General features: G+C 50.3%; 20 protein-coding genes. 14 read left to right on the plus strand and 6 right to left on the minus strand.

The features are described from left to right. Positions 1–8 precede the first annotated feature (8 nt). The 5 genes from urtB (at position 9) to GC128_RS05675 (ending at position 5,342) form a co-directional block, all read left to right on the plus strand. Positions 9–1,499, plus strand: a complete 1,491-nt coding sequence (gene urtB, locus GC128_RS05655; RefSeq protein ID WP_151993485.1) for an urea ABC transporter permease subunit UrtB — start codon at positions 9–11, stop codon at positions 1,497–1,499. Further along, positions 1,499–2,572 (plus strand): urea ABC transporter permease subunit UrtC, encoded by a 1,074-nt coding sequence (gene urtC / locus GC128_RS05660; RefSeq protein ID WP_151993486.1) that lies wholly within the window; start codon positions 1,499–1,501, stop codon positions 2,570–2,572. The genes urtB and urtC overlap by 1 nt, the downstream gene beginning before the upstream one ends. Continuing rightward, positions 2,572–3,369: an urea ABC transporter ATP-binding protein UrtD gene (gene urtD / locus GC128_RS05665; RefSeq protein WP_151993487.1), complete on the plus strand. Its 798-nt coding sequence runs from the start codon at positions 2,572–2,574 to the stop codon at positions 3,367–3,369. The genes urtC and urtD overlap by 1 nt, the downstream gene beginning before the upstream one ends. Position 3,370: 1 nt before the next feature. Next, positions 3,371–4,069, plus strand: coding sequence for an urea ABC transporter ATP-binding subunit UrtE (urtE, locus tag GC128_RS05670; protein WP_151993488.1), 699 nt, complete (start codon positions 3,371–3,373; stop codon positions 4,067–4,069). 103 nt (positions 4,070–4,172) lie between these two features. After that, complete coding sequence (locus tag GC128_RS05675; RefSeq protein WP_226812005.1) at positions 4,173–5,342, plus strand: GNAT family N-acetyltransferase; 1,170 nt, start codon at positions 4,173–4,175, stop codon at positions 5,340–5,342. Positions 5,343–5,382: 40 nt separating this feature from the next. Here the strand turns inward: GC128_RS05675 and ydeE are convergent, their stop codons facing one another. Then, positions 5,383–6,585 (minus strand): efflux MFS transporter YdeE, encoded by a 1,203-nt coding sequence (gene ydeE, locus GC128_RS05680; RefSeq protein ID WP_151993630.1) that lies wholly within the window; start codon positions 6,583–6,585, stop codon positions 5,383–5,385. A gap of 188 nt (positions 6,586–6,773) precedes the next feature. Here ydeE and eamA point away from each other — a divergent pair, with 188 nt between their 5' ends. Then, the gene (eamA, locus tag GC128_RS05685) at positions 6,774–7,667 is read left to right on the plus strand and encodes an O-acetylserine/cysteine exporter (protein WP_151993490.1); all 894 of its coding nucleotides are present in this window, start codon (positions 6,774–6,776) and stop codon (positions 7,665–7,667) included. 45 nt (positions 7,668–7,712) lie between these two features. On the opposite strand, the gene marB is transcribed toward eamA, so the two are convergent. The 3 genes from marB to marR are packed head-to-tail and all read right to left on the minus strand — an operon-like array spanning position 7,713 to position 8,810. Beyond that, on the minus strand, positions 7,713–7,928 hold the full coding sequence (gene marB / locus GC128_RS05690; RefSeq protein WP_034455622.1) for a multiple antibiotic resistance regulatory protein MarB: 216 nt from the start codon (positions 7,926–7,928) through the stop codon (positions 7,713–7,715). 52 nt (positions 7,929–7,980) lie between these two features. Further along, positions 7,981–8,355: an MDR efflux pump AcrAB transcriptional activator MarA gene (gene marA / locus GC128_RS05695; protein WP_151993491.1), complete on the minus strand. Its 375-nt coding sequence runs from the start codon at positions 8,353–8,355 to the stop codon at positions 7,981–7,983. 20 nt (positions 8,356–8,375) lie between these two features. Continuing rightward, positions 8,376–8,810, minus strand: a complete 435-nt coding sequence (gene marR / locus GC128_RS05700) for a multiple antibiotic resistance transcriptional regulator MarR (RefSeq protein ID WP_151993492.1) — start codon at positions 8,808–8,810, stop codon at positions 8,376–8,378. A 200-nt stretch (positions 8,811–9,010) separates the two neighbouring features. On the opposite strand from marR, the gene GC128_RS05705 reads away from it, so the two are divergent. Continuing rightward, positions 9,011–9,682 carry a MarC family NAAT transporter gene (locus tag GC128_RS05705; protein WP_120064240.1) on the plus strand — a complete coding sequence of 224 codons (672 nt, stop codon included), beginning with the start codon at positions 9,011–9,013 and terminating at the stop codon, positions 9,680–9,682. Between the two features lie 42 nt (positions 9,683–9,724). Here GC128_RS05705 and GC128_RS05710 read toward each other — a convergent pair whose 3' ends face one another. Beyond that, entirely contained in the window at positions 9,725–10,918 is a 1,194-nt protein-coding gene (locus GC128_RS05710; protein ID WP_151993493.1) for a sugar transporter, read from the minus strand. 165 nt (positions 10,919–11,083) lie between these two features. Here GC128_RS05710 and GC128_RS05715 point away from each other — a divergent pair, with 165 nt between their 5' ends. The 5 genes from GC128_RS05715 to GC128_RS05735 all read left to right on the plus strand — a co-directional run bounded on the left by GC128_RS05715 (position 11,084) and on the right by GC128_RS05735 (position 17,143). Next, complete coding sequence (locus tag GC128_RS05715; RefSeq protein ID WP_151993494.1) at positions 11,084–11,881, plus strand: PhzF family phenazine biosynthesis protein; 798 nt, start codon at positions 11,084–11,086, stop codon at positions 11,879–11,881. Between the two features lie 118 nt (positions 11,882–11,999). Then, complete coding sequence (gene glsB, locus GC128_RS05720; RefSeq protein ID WP_151993495.1) at positions 12,000–12,926, plus strand: glutaminase B; 927 nt, start codon at positions 12,000–12,002, stop codon at positions 12,924–12,926. Between the two features lie 171 nt (positions 12,927–13,097). Next, the gene (locus GC128_RS05725; protein ID WP_151993496.1) at positions 13,098–14,537 is read left to right on the plus strand and encodes a GGDEF domain-containing protein; all 1,440 of its coding nucleotides are present in this window, start codon (positions 13,098–13,100) and stop codon (positions 14,535–14,537) included. Between the two features lie 155 nt (positions 14,538–14,692). After that, positions 14,693–16,144: a tagaturonate reductase gene (locus GC128_RS05730; RefSeq protein WP_151993497.1), complete on the plus strand. Its 1,452-nt coding sequence runs from the start codon at positions 14,693–14,695 to the stop codon at positions 16,142–16,144. 63 nt (positions 16,145–16,207) lie between these two features. Beyond that, positions 16,208–17,143: a zinc-dependent alcohol dehydrogenase family protein gene (locus GC128_RS05735; RefSeq protein ID WP_151993498.1), complete on the plus strand. Its 936-nt coding sequence runs from the start codon at positions 16,208–16,210 to the stop codon at positions 17,141–17,143. A gap of 24 nt (positions 17,144–17,167) precedes the next feature. On the opposite strand, the gene dsbG is transcribed toward GC128_RS05735, so the two are convergent. Next, a complete protein-coding gene (gene dsbG / locus GC128_RS05740; RefSeq protein ID WP_151993499.1) occupies positions 17,168–17,932 on the minus strand; it encodes a thiol:disulfide interchange protein DsbG in 765 nt (254 codons plus the stop codon). 145 nt (positions 17,933–18,077) lie between these two features. On the opposite strand from dsbG, the gene GC128_RS05745 reads away from it, so the two are divergent. Next, positions 18,078–18,368 (plus strand): VF530 family protein, encoded by a 291-nt coding sequence (locus GC128_RS05745; RefSeq protein WP_154150454.1) that lies wholly within the window; start codon positions 18,078–18,080, stop codon positions 18,366–18,368. Positions 18,369–18,390: 22 nt separating this feature from the next. Next, on the plus strand, positions 18,391–19,179 hold the full coding sequence (locus GC128_RS05750) for a phosphotransferase family protein (protein WP_151993500.1): 789 nt from the start codon (positions 18,391–18,393) through the stop codon (positions 19,177–19,179). Positions 19,180–19,182 lie beyond the last annotated feature (3 nt).

Below are 19,182 nucleotides of genomic sequence, written 5' to 3' on the forward strand. Positions count from 1 at the left end.
AGACGCCCATGAAATATGTACGCTGGCTGTTAATCATGGCCTGGCTGCTGCCGTGCTTCGCCCGCGCCGGAGATGCCGAAGATTTTGCCGCAGCGAACCGCACGCAACAGGCGAAACTGCTGCAAACCTGGGCGGCGGCACCGGATGCAAAACGTTTACCGTTACTCAACGCTCTGGCGCAAGAAAATCTGGTGATTAATGATAAAAAAGTGCGCCTGACTAATCGGTTACGCGTTCTGGTCGGCAGCGCACTTGCCAGTCATCAATTGGTGAGTGACAACGTCACGCTACGTTTGCAGGCGGCTAAAACGTTGCAGCGCGAGGCGCAGCCAGACCAGCTTCCATTGCTGGAACAAAGACTTAAAGTCGAGACTGACGAAGAAGTTCGCACCGCTCTTGAAGGCGCGATTGCTCAACTTCAGCTGGCCAGCACTGATGCCACAGTGCGCTTAAATGCGGTCGAACTACTGAGCCATTCTGCTGACCCCGATACGCAAGCATTGCTCAAACCGCTGAGTGATGCGCAGACCGAACCCGATGCACAGGTGCGCAAAGCCGCCAGCGAAGGGCTGCAAAAAATTCAGCACCGTTTAATGCTGGGCGACATTCTCGGCCAGGCTTTTATGGGGATTTCGTTAGGTTCTATTTTGCTGTTAGCCGCACTGGGGCTTGCGATCACCTACGGTTTGCTGGGCGTGATTAATATGGCGCACGGCGAAATGCTGATGCTCGGTGCGTATTCCGCATGGCTGGTGCAAAGCTTATTTCAGCACTACGCGCCATCATGGCTGACGTTTTACCCGATTGTCGCCTTGCCCGTCGCCTTTGCTATCACCGCTGGAATCGGTATGGCGCTGGAGCGCACGGTGATTCGCCATTTGTACGGTCGCCCACTGGAAACACTTTTGGCAACATGGGGCATCAGCCTGATGCTTATTCAGATTGTGCGCATGGTATTTGGTGCACAGAACATGGAAGTCGCCAACCCGGCTTGGCTGTCTGGTGGCGTACAAGTGCTGCCGAACCTGATTTTGCCGTGGAACCGTCTCGTTGTGATTGGCTTTGTGATGCTGGTATTGCTGTTTACCTGGCTGCTGCTGAACAAAACCCGTCTTGGCATGAATGTGCGAGCTGTGACGCAGAACCGTGCCATGGCTGCCTGCTGCGGCGTGCCAACCGGACGTGTGGATATGCTGGCGTTTGGGCTGGGTTCAGGCATTGCAGGTCTTGGCGGCGTAGCGCTCTCGCAGCTTGGCAATGTCGGCCCCGAGCTGGGACAAGGCTACATCATCGACTCCTTCCTTGTGGTGGTGCTCGGCGGTGTGGGCCAGTTGGCGGGAACCGTGGCTGCGGCATTCGGTCTGGGTATCTTCAATAAAATCCTCGAACCGCAAATTGGCGCGGTGCTAGGTAAAATCCTCATCCTGATGCTGATTATTCTGTTTATCCAAAAACGCCCGCAAGGTCTGTTCGCCCTGAAAGGGAGGGTTATTGACTGATGAGCCAGCCGCTAACGTTAACACTCACCCGCAAAGCGCCGCGCATCTCAATGGTGCTGGGGTCGCTGATTGTGGTGCTGATGCTGACATTGCCGTTTCTGACGCTGTTGCCAGCCAGCCATCCACTGAGTCTTTCGACTTACACGCTGACGCTGGTCGGCAAAATCCTCTGTTATGCCACGGTAGCCGTTGCGCTGGATTTGGTGTGGGGCTACGCCGGACTGTTGTCTCTTGGGCACGGCATTTTCTTTGCCCTCGGCGGCTACGCGATGGGGATGTACCTGATGCGCCAGGCCGCAGGCGACGGGCTGCCCGCGTTTATGTCGTTCCTTTCCTGGGATCAACTGCCGTGGTTCTGGTGGGGCACCCAGCATTTTGCCTGGGCGCTGGCCCTGATTGTACTGGTGCCGGGGTTGCTCGCGCTGGTATTTGGCTTTTTTGCCTTCCGCTCAAAAATCAAAGGCGTCTATTTCTCGATAATGACCCAGGCGCTGACCTACGCCGGAATGCTGCTGTTCTTTCGTAATGAAACTGGTTTTGGCGGTAATAACGGTTTCACCGGTTTCACCACTATTTTAGGCATGCAGATTACCGCCACGAGCACGCGCATCGGGTTGTTTATCGCCACGGTGTTGTTGCTGCTGGCAAGCCTAGGGATAGGTTTTGCACTCGCGCGCAGCAAGTTTGGCCGTGTGCTGACAGCGGTACGCGACGCAGAAAACCGCCTGGTGTTCTGCGGTTACGACCCAAAAGGTTTCAAGCTGCTGGTATGGACCTTATCTGCGGTACTTTGCGGGTTGGCAGGGGCGTTGTATGTGCCACAGGTTGGCATCATCAACCCTGGCGAAATGTCGCCAACCAACTCTATAGAAGCGGCTATCTGGGTGGCGTTGGGTGGACGCGGCACCTTGATAGGCCCAATCCTTGGCGCAGGGCTGGTTAACGGGGCGAAAAGCTATTTCACCATGGCGGTACCGGAATACTGGCAGCTGTTCCTGGGGCTGATTTTTATTGTCGTAACCCTGTTTTTACCGCGTGGCGTGATCGGCTTGCTGCGTAAGGGAGAAAAATAATGCTACCAGGAGAACCGCTATTTACTCGGCAGTACGAGGCAGACCGATTCCGCGATCAAACCGATCCGGTGCTGATGCTGGAAAACATTAATGTCAGTTTTGACGGTTTTAAGGCACTGACCGATCTTTCACTCAATATTGGCGTTGGCGAATTGCGCTGCGTGATTGGCCCGAATGGTGCCGGTAAAACGACATTGATGGATGTGATTACCGGGAAAACCAAACCGCAAAGTGGGCGAGCATTTTACGATCAATCGACCGATTTACTGCGTTTAGAGCCGGCGGATATCGCTCAACGTGGCATCGGACGTAAATTTCAGAAGCCGACGGTTTTCGAGGCCCTGACGGTGTTTGAAAACCTGGAGATTGCGCAGAAAACAGATAAATCGGTGTGGGCGAGCCTGCGGGCGAAACTCAACTCTGAACAACGGGATCGCATTGACGAAATGCTGGTGACTTTGCGCCTTGGGGCGGAAAGAAATCGTAAAGCGGGATTGCTTTCCCACGGGCAAAAACAGTTTCTCGAAATCGGGATGCTACTCGTGCAGGAGCCGCATTTGCTGCTGCTTGATGAACCCGCAGCAGGCATGACGGATGCCGAAACCGAGTATACCGCCGAGCTTTTTCGCAGGCTGGCGGGTAAGCATTCGTTGATGGTGGTGGAACATGACATGGGCTTTGTGGAAACCATCGCCGATCACGTTACGGTACTGCATCAGGGCCAGGTGCTGGCGGAAGGTTCGCTGCGTGAAGTGCAGGCCAACGAGCAGGTGATTGAAGTGTATTTGGGGAGATGAAATGCTACAGGTCAACGATCTAAACCAATACTACGGCGGCAGTCATATTCTGCGCGGCGTCTCGTTTGAAGCAAAAATTGGTGAAGTCACCTGCCTGCTGGGGCGCAATGGGGTGGGGAAAAGTACGCTATTGAAATGCCTGATGGGGCTGATCCCGGCAAAATCAGGCAGCGTAAATTGGCAGCAGAACAATATCACCAGCCGTAAACCACACCAGCGTGTGCAGGCGGGAATTGCCTATGTGCCGCAAGGGCGCGAAATATTCCCGCGTCTGACGGTGGAGGAAAACTTGCTGATGGGGCTTTCGCGCTTTGCAGGGCGAGATGCAAAGCAGGTGCCGGAAGAAATTTACCAGCTTTTCCCTGTGCTTAAAGAGATGAAACAACGGCGCGGTGGCGATCTCTCTGGTGGCCAACAGCAGCAGCTGGCAATAGGTCGTGCGCTGGCATGTAAACCACAGTTATTGATTCTGGACGAACCAACAGAGGGGATTCAGCCATCGGTAATTAAGGAGATCGGTCAGGTTATTAGTAGCCTTGCCGCCAAAGGTGATATGGCTATTTTGCTGGTGGAACAGTTTTATGATTTTGCCGCACAGCTTGCCGATAACTATTTGGTGATGTCGCGTGGCTCGATTATCCAGCGTGGTAAGGGTACCGATATGGAAACCGATGGGGTCAGGGGGCTGGTGGCGATTTAGACATTATGGTCTGGTTTATCATAAAAGTTATGGCTCTGTTTGTTATGCCATAACTTGTTTATATTCAGGTAACTTATCGTTATTGCGCCCGTGGAGGCCTGAATTGACTCTTAATGAACATCAACAACCGGTTGGCCATGCACTTCCGGATTGGCAGCCTTGCCCGCGCTCACAGCGTGTGGTGTTGGAAGGGCGTTACTGCCGCCTTGAACCGCTGGCACCTTCTCATACCGCTTCACTTTGGGCTGCGTGGAATACGGTAAAAGACAACAGCGGCTGGACGTATTTGAGTGTTGGTCCCTTTGCGGGCCTTCAGCAATTTGCCGATTTCATAGAGACTGCGACACAAAGCCACGATCCCATGCATTACGCAGTAGTTGATACCCAAAGCGGCGACGCGCTGGGCACTCTGTCTCTAATGCGCATCGACCCGGCAAATGGTGTGATAGAAGTCGGTTTCGTTATGTACTCACCATTATTACAGCGCACCGTTCAGGCAACCGAAGCTCATTACCTGTTAATGAAGTACGCCTTTGAGCTGGGTTACCGTCGTTATGAGTGGAAGTGTGACAGCCTGAATGGCCCATCGCGCCATGCGGCTATTCGCCTGGGTTTCCGTTATGAAGGACTTTTCCGCCAGGCGATAGTTTATAAACAGCGCACTCGAGATACAGCGTGGTTTTCAATTCTCGATAGCGAATGGCCGCAAATTCAACAGGCGTTTGAAGTGTGGCTCAGTGTTGAAAATATGGCTGACGGCGTGCAGAAGCAGGGGCTGGCCAGGATCCGTGCAAGTCTGATGAGCAATCATCCAATCCAGGCCAGACATGCGGTGCAGGTGCGCACTCTGGTGCAAAGCGATTACACACAGTGGGCTGCGTTATGGCAGGGGTATCTGACGTTTTACAACTCGCAAATCAGTGATGTTGTCACGAAATTAACATGGCAGCGAATGCTTGATGCCGCCGAGCCTATGTATGCGCTGGGCGCGTTCGATGAACAGGGTAAAATGGTGGGTATTGTGCATATGGTTTATCACCGTGGCACCTGGTCGGCTGAGGATCATTGCTATCTTGAAGATCTGTTTACCGCGCCTGATTCGCGTGGCAAAGGGGTTGGCCGGTCACTGATTGAAGGTGTTTATCAGCATGCACAATCGAAAGGTTGCGGGCGGGTTTATTGGCATACTCACGAAACCAATGCGGCAGGCCAGGCGTTATACGACAAGTTGGCGGATAAGCCTGGGTTTATTCAGTATCGCAAGAATTTGTAGTCAGTTATATCGGGTGGATTCGCGAAGCGACATCCACCATTTAATTGAGAGCCAACTGCGGTTTCACCGCCATTCCTTTCACAATCATCAGATAGGCCAGTGCAATTGCCACCATCAGCGCTACGAATAACATTGATGGCGGGAACCAGGTTAGCATCAAACCGGTGAACAGCGGGGTACATGCACCGCCTAACCAACCTAACTGCTGCGCCGAAAAGTAGCTCGCTTTAAGCCCTTCAGGTGCAATGTTATCAACCAGCATATATTCACCTGGCGCAAATATTAGCTCACCGAGTGTAAACACTGCCGCAGAAACTCCCCATAACAGCAGGTTCTCGCCTGAAATCATAAAACCTGCCAGACCCACTATGAAAAACAGCGTACCGTAGCCCATCAGTTTTTTGATGTTGTCCGGGCGAATGCGTTTGCCGACCATATATTGGAAAACCACCACCACAAAAGCATTCACCGGTAGTACTACACCCACCACTTTTTGTGCCAAATCTGAATCAGAAATAGCAATCGCGTATTGCGATAAACAGGCAGCAAAAGAGCCAAACACCAGTGAACCAAGAAATGCTGACAAGGTGAAATACATCAATGCCTTGTCTTTAAGCATCTGCCGCGGGGAAAGTACGGCCCCGTCGTTAGAACGCGAAGGGGCAACCGGAACGCTATGCACATAGCGGCTAATCACGATAAACGGGATGATTGCGGTTAGACCTGAAAGCCAAAATGGTAGGTTGGTGCTGTAGAGCACCGCCAACGTGCCGATTGGCGGGCCGACCGTCCAGCCGATATTGGCGCAGGTGTAATTAAGCGAGAAGATTTTCGGCTTTTGGTGAATTTCTAACGTGTCAGAAAAATACCCTTTCAGCACCGTAGCAAATACTGAATACGCGCAGTTTATCAGTGAATAGAACACCACCACCAGAACGGCACTATTCACCAACGGAATAGCGATAAAGCCGCCGAGGAAAATCACTATCGACAAAAGCATGTATATTTTCTTGTCGAATTTATCCGCGAGAATGCCAAACCATAGGCTAAACACCACGCCCGCCGTTAGCGCGATGGTCAACGCCATACCAATTTCACTTAACGGCATACCGTACTGCCGGGAAAGATAAATGGTCATAAATGGCAGTGTCAGGCCGCGCCCTACGGTGAGTAGTAGTGAAGAGAGCAGTAAAACGCTGATGGAGAGTTGCTTACCAGAAAAACGAGCTGCTAAAGAAACCATTTTGTTGTGTGTTTTTAGTATGTTCACGAAGATGTGTTTCACATTTAGCATGAAGAATCGGCAAAGTATAGATGGCGTTTATCATGGAATGCTTTCTGTACTTATGCTTAAAAGTGCGATCTGTATCTGTTTTCAGATTGGATATAGCCTTAAATTTTAACAAAATTGCAATAAACCGAGGGCAGGGTATGACGCGTAAAGATGGGCTACTGGCGATGCTGGTGGTTGTCGTGTGGGGGCTTAATTTTGTAGTCATTAAGATGGGATTACACAATATGCCGCCGCTGTTACTGGCTGGTCTGCGCTTTCTGCTGGTTGCCTTTCCCGCGTTGCTATTTGTCGCGCGTCCTAAAATTCCCTTTCGCCTGCTTGCCGCTTACGGGCTGACTATCAGTTTTGGGCAGTTTGCATTTCTGTTTAGCGCTATCAAGTTTGGTATGCCAGCAGGATTGGCTTCACTGGTACTTCAGGCGCAGGCATTTTTCACCATTATCCTTGGTGCGTTTGTGTTTCAGGAGCGCCTGCAAGGTAAACAACTGGCGGGAATAACGCTTGCGGTGATCGGGGTGCTGGTGTTGATTGAGGGCAGTCTCGGCGGGCAGCATGTTGCCTTGCTCGGTTTTATGTTGACGTTGGCGGCGGCGCTGAGCTGGGCATGTGGGAATATCTTTAATAAGAAAATCATGCAGCTTGAACCTCGTCCACCGATTATGTCTTTGGTGGTGTGGAGCGCATTAATCCCGGTGCTGCCGTTCTTTGCCGCCAGTTACTTGCTTGATGGCCCAAGTGTAATGTGGCAAAGCCTGATTGCCATTGATATGACGACGATTTTGTCGCTGGTATATCTGGCCTTCGTGGCGACGATTGTCGGTTACGGCATTTGGGGAAGTTTATTGGGGCGCTATGAAACCTGGCGAGTTGCGCCATTGTCGTTGCTGGTGCCCGTTGTGGGGATGGCGAGTGCCGCGTGGCTACTGGATGAAACACTGTCGTTCACTCAGTTGGCAGGGGCGTTACTGATTATGGGGGGCTTGTATATTAACGTCTTTGGCTTGCGGATTAGACGGGCGATAGTGAGTTAATTTCTTCTGGCGGGCTAACATAAGTGCGCCCGCCAGATGCGGAAATTAGCGCGTACTTTCGTGGTAGTAAGGCGTACCCAACAACTCTGATTTATCACCAATCGTATCGCGGGAGCTGCAATTGGTATTGTTGTCAGAAGGAGGGAGAATCATCCCGCCGTGATTGCTTTGGGTGGCGTTAAAACTGCCGGGCTGCTCCGCCAGAGCGTTAGCGGAAGCCAGAATCAGTACCAGGCTTACAGCGCCGATAAAACGTTTCATAAATCCTCGGTGTCTGTTTTAACCAGACGGTTGCATAGCGTTTGTTAATTTTTTAATGATTTAGCGGGTGAATAAACTTTCCTTCGCCACCTGAACATGCAACGCGGAATCTGTGAGGTGGCACAGAGAAGTAATTCTTGAACGTGCGGGTGAGTGTCTGTTGCGACTCAAACCCATAGCGCTCCGCCAAATAAAGAATCGGCTCGTTGCTTTCTTTCAACTTGAGTGCGATTTCGGTCAGTTTTCGATTACGGATGTATTGGCCTAATGAATGCCCGGTCTCTTTTTTAAACATCCTTTGCAGGTGCCACTTCGAGTAGCCAGAACGCTGCGAAACCTTCTCAAGGGAGAGCGGGGTTTCCAGGTTCTCTTCAATCCAGTCCAAAATGCTTTGTATTGTTATTGAATCATTGTTCCGTCTGGACATCGTTTCACCTCATTCCAGGTTTACGGTAATACCTTTGCTAACAAGTGATAAAGCGTGTCGGCTTCATCGGTTGTCAGGTTTTTAATTAGTTCTTGGTGCATGCTTTTCCCCAAAAGGCTGCGGCATTTCTCGCAAAGTTTGGCTCCATCAGGAGTCAGTCTTATCAGCACACCCCGTTTGTCGTTGGGATTCGGTAAGCGCGCGACCCATCCTTTGCAAATCAGGCGGTCTAACATGCGGGTTAACGCACCGAGGTCCACAGAAAGCGATTTCTTTAACTCCATGGGGGTTATGCATTCTTCTCGATAGATAGTGCAGAGCACTTTAAATTGAGACGAAGTGACATCCAGCGGGGAAAGATGCTCGTTAAGCAGGCGTTCCTTATACTGGTTAACCATATAGATCAGTTGCCCGAGAGGGATCATTTCGTTAAACAGATCGTTTTTATCTTTCACTATGATTGCCCAGGCAAGTATATTTAATCACGGCAGATATTATTGCTCAGGCAACCATAAGTCAACGTTATGAGTCGGTGATGACACGAATAGCTAAAACGGTTCAGTTTTTAACATTGATACAATTCTGCTAACCCATGTAGAGCAAGCAGGCTGCTATACTCGAGAGCGCAAAAAGACACCGAAATTAAGGACAGCAGATGATGGAATTGGTAAAGGCTATTGGGCTTGGGTTAGTGGTGTTATTGCCGCTGGCTAACCCTTTGACTACAGTAGCATTGTTCCTCGGGCTTGCCGGAGATATGAACAAAAAGGCCCGCGACAAAACCGCGTTGATGGCGTCGATTAATGTATTCATCATCATGATGGTTGCGTATTACGCCGGGCAGGTGGTGATGAATACCTTTGGTATTTCCATTCCCGGTTTGCGGATTGCGGGTGGGTTGATTGTTGCATTTATTGGTTTCCGCATGCTTTTCCCGCAACAAAAAGCCCACGAGTCGCCGGAGGCGCACTCCAAAGCTGAAGAGCTTGAACAAGAGCCCGATACCAATATCGCCTTTGTGCCGCTCGCCATGCCAAGCACGGCTGGGCCGGGGACGATTGCGATGATCATCAGTTCGTCGTCCACCGTTGAGCACGGCGTGAACTTTTCCAATTGGGTTGTGCTGGTGGCACCACCGCTTATTTTTGCGTTAGTGGGTTTGATTTTGTGGGGCAGTTTGCGCAGTTCAGGGGCAATTATGCGCCTGGTGGGTAAGAGCGGAATTGAAGCGATTTCTCGCCTGATGGGCTTCTTATTAGTCTGTATGGGCGTGCAGTTTATTATTAACGGCATCCTGGAAATAGTGACCCATTTCCCGGCAAATTAAGCAAAAAGGCAACGGCAAAACACCGTTGCCTTTTTACTTCAATTAATGGCTGTGTTGTTCTTCAAGCGATACCGGCCAGCGGCGGAAAATTAATACCGAACCTACCAGTGCAATCAGTGCCGGAACCGCACCCACCATCCCGATACTCGACATTTCAAAATGCAGGCTCACCTGGTTTCCGACTAACGCGCCTGCGCCAATCCCGATATTGAAAATCCCTGAGAATAACGCCATCGACACATCAGTCGCATCCGATGCCAGCGCCAGAACCTTCACCTGCACTCCCAGCGTGATCACCATAATTGCGATGCCCCAGAACAGGCACAGAATAGTGAGGTTCACAGTGCTTTGTGCCGCAGGTAACAACAAGGCGAGGCACAGGACCAACAGGCCGATTGAGCAGCTCACCAGCGTTGACGAGTGGCGGTTGCCCAATTTACCGAACATCACGCTGCCAATAATCCCGGCACCGCCAAGCACTAACAGCAGGAACGTCGCCATATTGGCGCTTAAGCCAGCGACGTTTTGCACGAACGGTTCAATGTAGCTGTAGGCGGTGTAATGCGCGGTAACGACCACGGCGACGAGCACATATAAGCTGACTAACGCCGGACGTTTAAATAGCTCAGGCACGCTTTTCAGCGAACCCGAATGCTCGCTCGGCAATTTAGGCAGCAGCTTGATGACGTAGAACAGCGTCAGGGCGGCGATGACGCCGATACCCAAAAAGGTGGTGCGCCAGCCGAAATACTGCCCGACCATGCGCCCGAGCGGTAAACCTAAGACCATCGCCAGCGCCGTACCCGTGGCAATCAGGCTCATCGCCTGGGCTTTTTTACCGGCTGGAGCCATACGAATCGCCAGCGAGACGGTAATCGACCAGAAAATAGCGTGCGCGAACGCGATGCCGATGCGGCTAATCACCAGCACCGTGAAGTTCCAGGCGGCGAAAGAGACGATGTGGCTGGCGATAAACAGCGCAAAAATGCAGATTAACAACCGCTTACGCTCGACCTTGTTGGTGAGCAACATAAACGGTAGCGACATCAGCGCTACGACCCACGCGTAAATCGTCAGCATGATCCCGACCTGCGCGGTTTGCATGCCAAAACTGTCGGCGATGTCAGACAGCAAACCGACCGGAACAAATTCCGTAGTGTTAAAAATAAAGGCGGCGACCGCGAGAGTAACGACGCGTAACCACGCCGTTTTGCGTGATACGTTGCTTGTTGTCATAAATGGGTTTCGCGCTGATAAATGAAAGGTTTGGTGAGGGGCGATCATAAAACCATCAACTCACCCATACAACCGATTTGTGATTTATCTCTCATTTTATTGTTCTGATAAATACATCAGCCGTGGCATGTTAGAAGTCATAGATTCAAAAAGAGGGATAATGCGATGCAGCAAATTGATTTTTATATGGTGGATGCGTTCACCGATACGACTTTCGGCGGCAACGCAGCGGCGGTTTGTCCACTCACAGAATGGCTGCCGGATGAAACCTTGCTGGCGATGACGCGTCAGCATAATCAGTCGGAAACGGCGTTTTTTATCACCACCGACAGCGGTTTTGAATTGCGCTGGTTCACCACGCAGGGGGAAATTAATCTCTGTGGCCACGCAACGCTTGCAACGGCGCATGTGATTTTTGAATATCTCAATTACCCTGAGGCCACAATCCACTTTACTACCCGTTTCGTTGGCCCACTGACGGTTACCCGTAATGGTGACTGGTTAACGTTGGATTTCCCGGCAACCAGCAGCGAGCCTGTTGAGCCGCCACAATTACTGCTCGATTGTCTGGGGATTAGTGATTACCAGGAAGTCAGGCTTGGGCGCACTTATACCGTTCTGCTCGAGAATCAACGGCAGGTTGAAGCGGTAAATCCTGATATTCAATTGATGCTCAAGCTCAACCAAAAGGTCTGCATCACGGCACCTGCTGAGCTTGAAGGTTACGATTTTGTCAGCCGTTTCTTCTCACCTGCTGCGGCGATTACCGAAGATCCGGTTACCGGGTCAACTCATACCATGTTGATTCCGTACTGGGCGCAACGGTTAGGCAAAACACAGATGTTGGCTCGTCAGGTTTCCAGCCGTGGTGGTGATTTACGATGTCAACTCGTTGGCGACAGAGTGCTTATAGCGGGTAAAGCAGCAACTTATTTGATTGGGAAAGTATTCCTGCGCAGCTGAGTTGTTTTCACTTGAAACGCATCGGCTGGAAAGCGCTGTTGCGCGTTTTCATCTGCCTGACGTGGCGGTGGTCTGATATAATGGCGGGCGTAAAATACCCGCCAATCAGGAGTTTGCAGTGCCAGGTCTGTTAGATAATCAATTGCTGGAAGATATTCTCACACAGGTACGGCCATTAATTGGTCGCGGTAAAGTGGCGGATTACATTCCTGCACTAGCGGAAATTCCAGGAGATAAGCTCGGGATTGCAGTTTGCACTGTAGACGGTGAGGTATTTAGCGCAGGGGATGCGACAGAGCGCTTCTCCATTCAGTCGATCTCTAAAGTACTGAGTCTGGCATTGGCAATGGCGCGCTATGACGAGCACGAAATCTGGCAACGCGTGGGTAAAGAGCCATCAGGGCAACCATTCAATTCCTTACTCCAGTTGGAGCTTGAACAAGGTAAACCCCGTAATCCGTTTATTAATGCCGGCGCGTTAGTGGTATGCGATATGTTGCAGACTCGCTTGAGTGCGCCGAAGCAACGTATGCTGGAAGTGGTGCGTTTGCTTGCGGAGCAACCCGACCTGGCTTATGACTCACGCGTAGCGAAATCTGAGTTTGAACATTCTGCCCGTAACGCGGCTATTGCCTGGCTTATGAAATCATTCGGCAATTTCGACAATGACGTCATAACCGTCCTGCAAAATTACTTCCACTACTGCGCGTTGAAAATGAGCTGTACTGAGTTGGCAAAAACCTTCCTGTTTTTGGCAAACCAGGGGCGCGCGTTGCATCTTTCTGATCCCATTATCACGGCTCAACAAGCCCGGCAGATTAATGCATTGATGGTCACCAGCGGAATGTATGATGGTGCCGGTGAGTTTGCCTATCGTGTCGGGATGCCGGGTAAGTCGGGTGTCGGCGGGGGAATCATTGCCGTTGTGCCGCATGAGATGTCGATTGCTGTCTGGTGCCCGGAATTGGATGCTTCGGGGAACTCGCTTGCGGGAACGGCAGCACTTGAGATTCTGGCGCAGCGAATTGGCCGCTCAATTTTCTAAGATTTTCGTAAGCCAGGCATATTAGAGCCTGATGGATCAGGCTTATAAGTTTTATCTCGTTGGCCACAGGTCGTACCAGATAAAATATGCTAAGCTAAAATTCATTTTTTGCACTCATCTCGTTGTATTATTTTATTAAGCAGTGCATGCATAAATATGAGTTAAAACAGCATGTCTAATCAAAATAAATTTAAGATCTTTTCGCCTGAAAAATGGCTGGCTAACGCCATAAATATATTTTTTATTACTACATTGTTTTACTTCTTTGGGGCTTCACTTCGCCTGATTGATGAGCTGTCTTTGTTCTGGCCGCTGAATGCCGTGCTGGCTGCCGTGTTTGTGCGCAACCCGTTCCTGAATCGCCCTGTATATTATTTCCTCTGTTATAGCGCGATGGTGGTTTACGACGCTTTTACCACGCATTGGGGTTGGCAATCAGCGATAATAAATCTCTCCAATATGGTGTTTATTATCATTGTAGCCCTGCTATTACTCCGTTATTCCCGAGATGAAGATGAAAATAATTGGGCCATTAATGCCTTTAAACTTTTCTATTTTTGTCTTATTGGTTCGCTGCTCAGTTCTTTATTAGGATCTTTGGGCTCCCTTGGCCCTTCATCAGACTATCGTCAGTTTCTTCCATTGTTTGGCGATTGGTTTAGTGAGCAATTCTCTACCGGGGTTCTGATGATGCCATTTTTGCTTATGGCTAAATGGCCGCAGTGGGGGAAGATGCCTGCTTTTCATTTTTCGAAACTCTACCCGCTGCTGGGCGTTATCATTTCGGTGATTGCCTCAGTAGTGATTGGCGGTGCAGGGAGTTTAGCATTCCCGCTGCCAGCCCTTATCTGGTGTGCGATCCGTTACCCATTGCCGATGACCGCGTTGGTTACGTTTTTAACCGGCGCTATCGAGATTGTTCTGGTCGCCAATTCAATAGTGGTGATCCACGATAACCATCCGCTGGTGGTGAATGAGATGTTCTCTGCACGTCTGGGGATTGCCACTATGGCGATTTGCCCGCTGATCGTGTCGGTCAGCGTAGATGCCATTAACCGCCTGATTAAACAGACCTCGCTGCGTGCCGATTATGACTATCTTACCGGTGTGCATTCTCGTTCAGGTCTTTATGAAGCGCTGAAAATCACCGCGCCGTTAATGCATAAACCTGGGCAAAACTTGTCTGTGATGCTGCTGGATATCGATTATTTCAAACGTATCAATGACAACTATGGTCATGAATGTGGGGATGTCGTGTTAAGCGCTTTTGCCGGGCAATTAAGAAAGGCGGTGGGTGATAAAGGGCTGGTGGCACGCCTGGGCGGTGAGGAGTTTGTGGTGGCTTGTAGCACCAATTCCGAAGATGAGGGGTATAAGATTGCGGAGAAAATTCGCCAGAGCATAGAACTCACAGCGTTTCGTTATCAGCAACAAACATTGTTTATTACCGTCAGTATTGGCCTTGCTGTTGCAACGCCTGGAAATGAGCCGCTGCTTGATGTGTTTAACTCATTGCTCGCGGAGGCTGATAAATACCTCTATTTATCGAAGCGTAATGGCCGCAATCAAACAAGCACTGCCACCTATAAAGAACTGGCTATCAATAGTTAGTCGCAGATAGAGAGTTGTTCTACCAAAAATGGGTGTAAAAATAATTGGTATAACAACTCTAACTTGATCAAAACGGGGTTTCACTTCGTTGAGTTCTGGTAATTTGGACAGGATTTTTATGGTCGCTCATCCTGAACACACCAAGGAACAACATAGTGAAAACACTTAATCGTCAAGACTTCCCTGGCGCCCAATACCCTGAACGTATTATCCAGTTTGGTGAAGGCAACTTCCTGCGTGCTTTCATCGACTGGCAAGTCGATCTTCTTAATGAACACACGGACTTAGACGCGGGCGTTGTTATCGTACGTCCTATCGACAGCGCATTCCCGCCGTCGTTATCTACCCAGGATGGGCTATATACTACGGTTATCCGTGGTCTGAACGAGCAGGGCGAAGCGGTAAGTGACTCGCGTCTGATTCGCTCCGTAACCCGTGAAATCAACGTCTATCAAGAATATGAAACGTACCTGAAACTGGCACATAACCCAGACATGCGTTTCGTGTTCTCTAACACCACCGAAGCGGGTATTAGCTACCATGCAGGCGATAAGTTTGAAGATGCGCCAGCGGTAAGCTACCCGGCTAAACTGACCCGTTTGCTGTTCGAACGCTTTACTCACTTCAACGGTGCTGCGGATAAAGGTTGGGTTATCATTCCTTGCGAATTGATCGACTACAACGGTGACGCACTGCAAGAACTGGTTCTGCGTTATGCACAAGAGTGGGAACTGCCTGCAGCATTCACCCAATGGCTGAACGACGCTAACACATTCTGTTCTACGCTGGTGGACCGTATCGTTACGGGTTATCCGCGTGACGAAGCTGCCGATATTGAAAAATCTTTGGGCTACAAAGATAGCTTCCTGGCCGCTGCTGAGCACTTCTACCTGTTTGTTATTCAGGGGCCTGCGTCACTGGCGCAAGAGCTGCGTCTGGATAAATATCCGCTTAACGTGCTGATCGTTGATGACATCAAACCTTATAAAGAACGTAAGGTTGCGATCCTGAACGGTGCTCACACTGCGTTAGTTCCAGTTGCTTATCTGGCTGGTTTGAACACCGTTGGTGAGTCTATGAACGATGCCGAAGTTTGTGGCTTCGTAGAAAAGACCATCGCTGAAGAAATCATCCCGGTACTGGATCTGCCACGTGACGAATTACAGTCATTCGCACAAGCGGTGACTAGCCGTTTCCAGAACCCGTATATTCAGCACCAACTGCTGTCTATCGCGCTGAACGGCATGACCAAGTTCCGTACCCGTATTCTGCCGCAATTGCTGGCAGGCCAGCAGGCTAACGGTACTCTACCTGCGCGTCTGACTTTCGCACTGGCAGCACTGATTGCCTTCTATAAAGGCGAGCGTAACAACGAAAGCTATCCGCTACAGGATGACGAGCATTGGTTGGTGCGTTATCAGCAACTGTGGGCTTCACTTGGCGACAAACAGATCACCGAGCAGCAGTTGGTTGAAGCGGTACTGTGCGATAGCGACCATTGGGGTCAGGATTTGACTCAGGTTCCAGGTCTGGTTGCTAAAGTTAGCGAAGATTTGCAGGTTATTCTGACTCAGGGTATGCGTGCCGCAGTAGCTCGTTACTGCTAAGTGCAAAACCGGTAGTAAACCTTGATATAGTGCCTCCAGGCTTAGCTTAGAGGCACTTTTTTTATGCACAATTCTGCACTCTGGTTTCGGCAATTTGGCCAACCAGAACACGTCATTACTTTCGAGCAGGCAGAACTTACTCCGCGCCCTTGCGCAATGCTGCGCGTACAAATGCGTTATGCCCCCGTCAATCCTTCCGACCTGATCCCGATAACTGGCGCTTATCGTCATCGAGTGATGCCGCCGCGAATAGTGGGCTACGAAGGCGTTGGTGTCGTTATCGATGCGGATAACCCCGAGTGGATTGGTAAACGCATTTTGCCGTTACGCGGTGACGGCACCTGGCAGCAATGGGTTGATTGCCCCCAACAATGGGCTGTACCTGTCCCTGATAACACTCCCGATCTTTTAGCCGCCCGAGGATACATCAACCCGCTTGCGGCATTCGTGATGCTAAAACAATGGCCGGTGCAGGGGAAGCGTGTGTTACTCACCGCGGCAAACTCCTCATGTGCGGCATTGCTTGCTCAGTGGGCCACTATTCAGGGGGCGACTGAAGTCGTTGGGGTATGCCGTAATGAAGATCAAAAAGCGATGTTGCTTCAGAACGGCATTAGGCCGCTTACCATGGATGACCATGAAGCGTTGCGGATTACCGCACAGTATGCCGATGTGGTGTTTGATGCGGTGGGCGGGAGCCTTGCGACTTTGCTGCTATCTCATCTTCAGGCTGAAGCAGATTTTGTTTCCTACGGCCTACTGAGTGGTGAACCCTATCTAGCCAAAAGCTATGCAACAAGACCTCAGAGATTTCATCTGCGCGATACCCTGGCTGTGACTGACTCAAGAGAATGGCAGCAGTGGTTCGTCGAGCTTTGGCCGCTACTTGCGAACAGCCAGTTACCCGATGTTAAGCTATTTGCACTGGCGAAGTGGCGGGATGCACTACGGGAATTTGCTGTTTCAGGGCGACGTTGTAAGCCAGTTTTGGCGATGTAACGTGACAACGTCACCCGTGAATGGTTACTTATCGCCGCCCATGATCGTTTTCATGGTCTCTTCATCCGGCAGGCCCTGATGTTGTTGCAGACGCCCATCTTTATTGAGGTAGTAAATAGATGGGGTGGCCGTGCCGCCCAGTTCATCCATTAACGCCAGGTTATCTTCCAGCGCTTTCGTGATTTCTGGTTTGATGGTTGCCGGGATTTTTAATGCCAATTTCCCTTTGCTACTCTCATATTCCGCCAGTGTTTTAGCCGGATCGTCAGCCATCATGATGGCTGCGGCTTTTTGCCCACTGTCCGGGCGTAACATCCCAACCATTAAGACGCGCAGCTGTACCTTTCCTGAATTCAGCCAGGGTTGCGCATTCTGCCAAAATTGAGTGCAGTACGGGCAGTACGGGTCGGCAAAGGCGTACACAATTTGCGGAGCATCTGCTTTTCCTGCTGCTATCCAGTGATTTTTCTCAAGTTTCTGCCACATCTCTTTGGCCATGGGCGCATAAACCCATTTCTCGACTTGCGCATCGCTGAGGTTTTTCCCGGTGGCATCAACCAGATTACCCATAATTGCATGCTGTTTATCCGGGGTCAGGAACACGGTTGTGCCTTGCCCCTGGAATTGCATCACGTAGCCTAGCAGGTCGCCAGGGCCTTTAAATTCACCTTTGAGTTCAAATCCTTGCTGCTGTAAGGCGGTAATTGGGGCTGGGAGTTTAGCCTCAGTTGCCAGCGCAGAAGTGCTGGTTAGCAGGGCAAGCGACAGGGTCCATACTGCATGTTTCATTACGTATTCCTTATCATTCTCTTGATGAATGTATGCCCGGGTAGGCTACATGTCGTACGCTTGTAAGGAAAGTTCTCGTTTAGAAAGATGAGGCCGCGTTATTTTGTTATCTTATGCGCAATTATTTAGATCTACTGGACGCATTATGACCCACTCATCAAAAGACCCTCTGCACGGCGTGACGCTTGAAGCTATTGTGAATGCGTTAGTTGCACATTTCGGCTGGGAAAAATTAGCAAAACTTATCAATATCAATTGTTTCAAGAGCGACCCAAGCGTGAAGTCCAGCCTCAAGTTTTTGCGCCGCACGCCATGGGCGCGTAAAGAAGTCGAAGATCTGTATATCGATATGGTGGAGACAACAAACGAGGCGCCACAAGACCTTCCAGCTGATAGCCCGTGGGCCAACTGGCAGAGCAAGAAAGACCAAGAGTAGTAACCAATAGCGGGGTGAAGTGATGAGTGATTGTCTGGCAAAAATGGGGGCTGCCCGTGTTCGTCGAACGTCATTCAATAGTATCGAATGCATTGAAAAAAGCCCGAGCAGTACAGTCGAGTTTCAATTTTATCAAAATGTTGCTCCGGTATTTCGCTCCGCTGGTATCGCTATCCCCGAGTTGTTAGCGTGTGATGCCAAAACCCAGACATTAACGCTGGAATATATTCCCCACGCTATGAGTCAACATGAGTTAGCGGAGCGCCGCGACGTGTTGACGACAATTACACGTATTCATCAATATCCCGTCGATAAGCATTGGGCTTTTAAAAACCACCATTGGATGCAGAACAAAACTACAAACGCGCTTGATCTACTGAAGTTACCGAGTGAGTCTGTTGCGATTGTTCTCGATATAGAAAAATATGGCTCATGTCTGTTTAGCCCACAAACGCTTATCTCTGGTGATACCAATGCCGGGAATTGGGGAATAAGAGATCAGGGAGAAGTGGTGTTATATGACTGGGAGCGATTCAGTACCGGCAGCCCGGCAATTGACCTCGCCCCCTTAATTAAAGGGATGGGAAACATCTCTGATTACATTCATATCGCAAAACGATATCAGGAAGTTTCACCATCCACTGATGCCGCAGCGCTGGCTCAGGAGATTGCTATCTGCAAATTATGGATAGTCACCGAAGTCCTCGATATTCTTTCTCGCAACCATAAGGCCGATCTCAGCAAATATATCGATTGGTATCGCAGCCATTTGCCAACATGGCTAACTCAGCTACGGCAATTCTTAGGATAGGCC

Source organism: Buttiauxella massiliensis (assembly GCF_902500225.1).
Lineage (GTDB): Bacteria > Pseudomonadota > Gammaproteobacteria > Enterobacterales > Enterobacteriaceae > Buttiauxella > Buttiauxella massiliensis.

Excerpts from the sequence above, each read along its gene's own strand:
- dsbG (WP_151993499.1), bottom strand. The coding sequence starts at position 17,932 with ATGAAACATGCAGTATGGACCCTGTCGCTTGCCCTGCTAACCAGCACT.
- GC128_RS05745 (WP_154150454.1), top strand. The coding sequence starts at position 18,078 with ATGACCCACTCATCAAAAGACCCTCTGCACGGCGTGACGCTTGAAGCT.
- eamA (WP_151993490.1), top strand. The coding sequence starts at position 6,774 with ATGACGCGTAAAGATGGGCTACTGGCGATGCTGGTGGTTGTCGTGTGG.
- GC128_RS05750 (WP_151993500.1), top strand. The coding sequence starts at position 18,391 with ATGAGTGATTGTCTGGCAAAAATGGGGGCTGCCCGTGTTCGTCGAACG.
- marB (WP_034455622.1), bottom strand. The coding sequence starts at position 7,928 with ATGAAACGTTTTATCGGCGCTGTAAGCCTGGTACTGATTCTGGCTTCC.
- GC128_RS05710 (WP_151993493.1), bottom strand. The coding sequence starts at position 10,918 with ATGACAACAAGCAACGTATCACGCAAAACGGCGTGGTTACGCGTCGTT.
- urtC (WP_151993486.1), top strand. The coding sequence starts at position 1,499 with ATGAGCCAGCCGCTAACGTTAACACTCACCCGCAAAGCGCCGCGCATC.
- urtD (WP_151993487.1), top strand. The coding sequence starts at position 2,572 with ATGCTACCAGGAGAACCGCTATTTACTCGGCAGTACGAGGCAGACCGA.
- ydeE (WP_151993630.1), bottom strand. The coding sequence starts at position 6,585 with ATGGTTTCTTTAGCAGCTCGTTTTTCTGGTAAGCAACTCTCCATCAGC.
- GC128_RS05715 (WP_151993494.1), top strand. The coding sequence starts at position 11,084 with ATGCAGCAAATTGATTTTTATATGGTGGATGCGTTCACCGATACGACT.
- marA (WP_151993491.1), bottom strand. The coding sequence starts at position 8,355 with ATGTCCAGACGGAACAATGATTCAATAACAATACAAAGCATTTTGGAC.
- GC128_RS05705 (WP_120064240.1), top strand. The coding sequence starts at position 9,011 with ATGATGGAATTGGTAAAGGCTATTGGGCTTGGGTTAGTGGTGTTATTG.
- urtB (WP_151993485.1), top strand. The coding sequence starts at position 9 with ATGAAATATGTACGCTGGCTGTTAATCATGGCCTGGCTGCTGCCGTGC.
- GC128_RS05725 (WP_151993496.1), top strand. The coding sequence starts at position 13,098 with ATGTCTAATCAAAATAAATTTAAGATCTTTTCGCCTGAAAAATGGCTG.
- GC128_RS05735 (WP_151993498.1), top strand. The coding sequence starts at position 16,208 with ATGCACAATTCTGCACTCTGGTTTCGGCAATTTGGCCAACCAGAACAC.
- urtE (WP_151993488.1), top strand. The coding sequence starts at position 3,371 with ATGCTACAGGTCAACGATCTAAACCAATACTACGGCGGCAGTCATATT.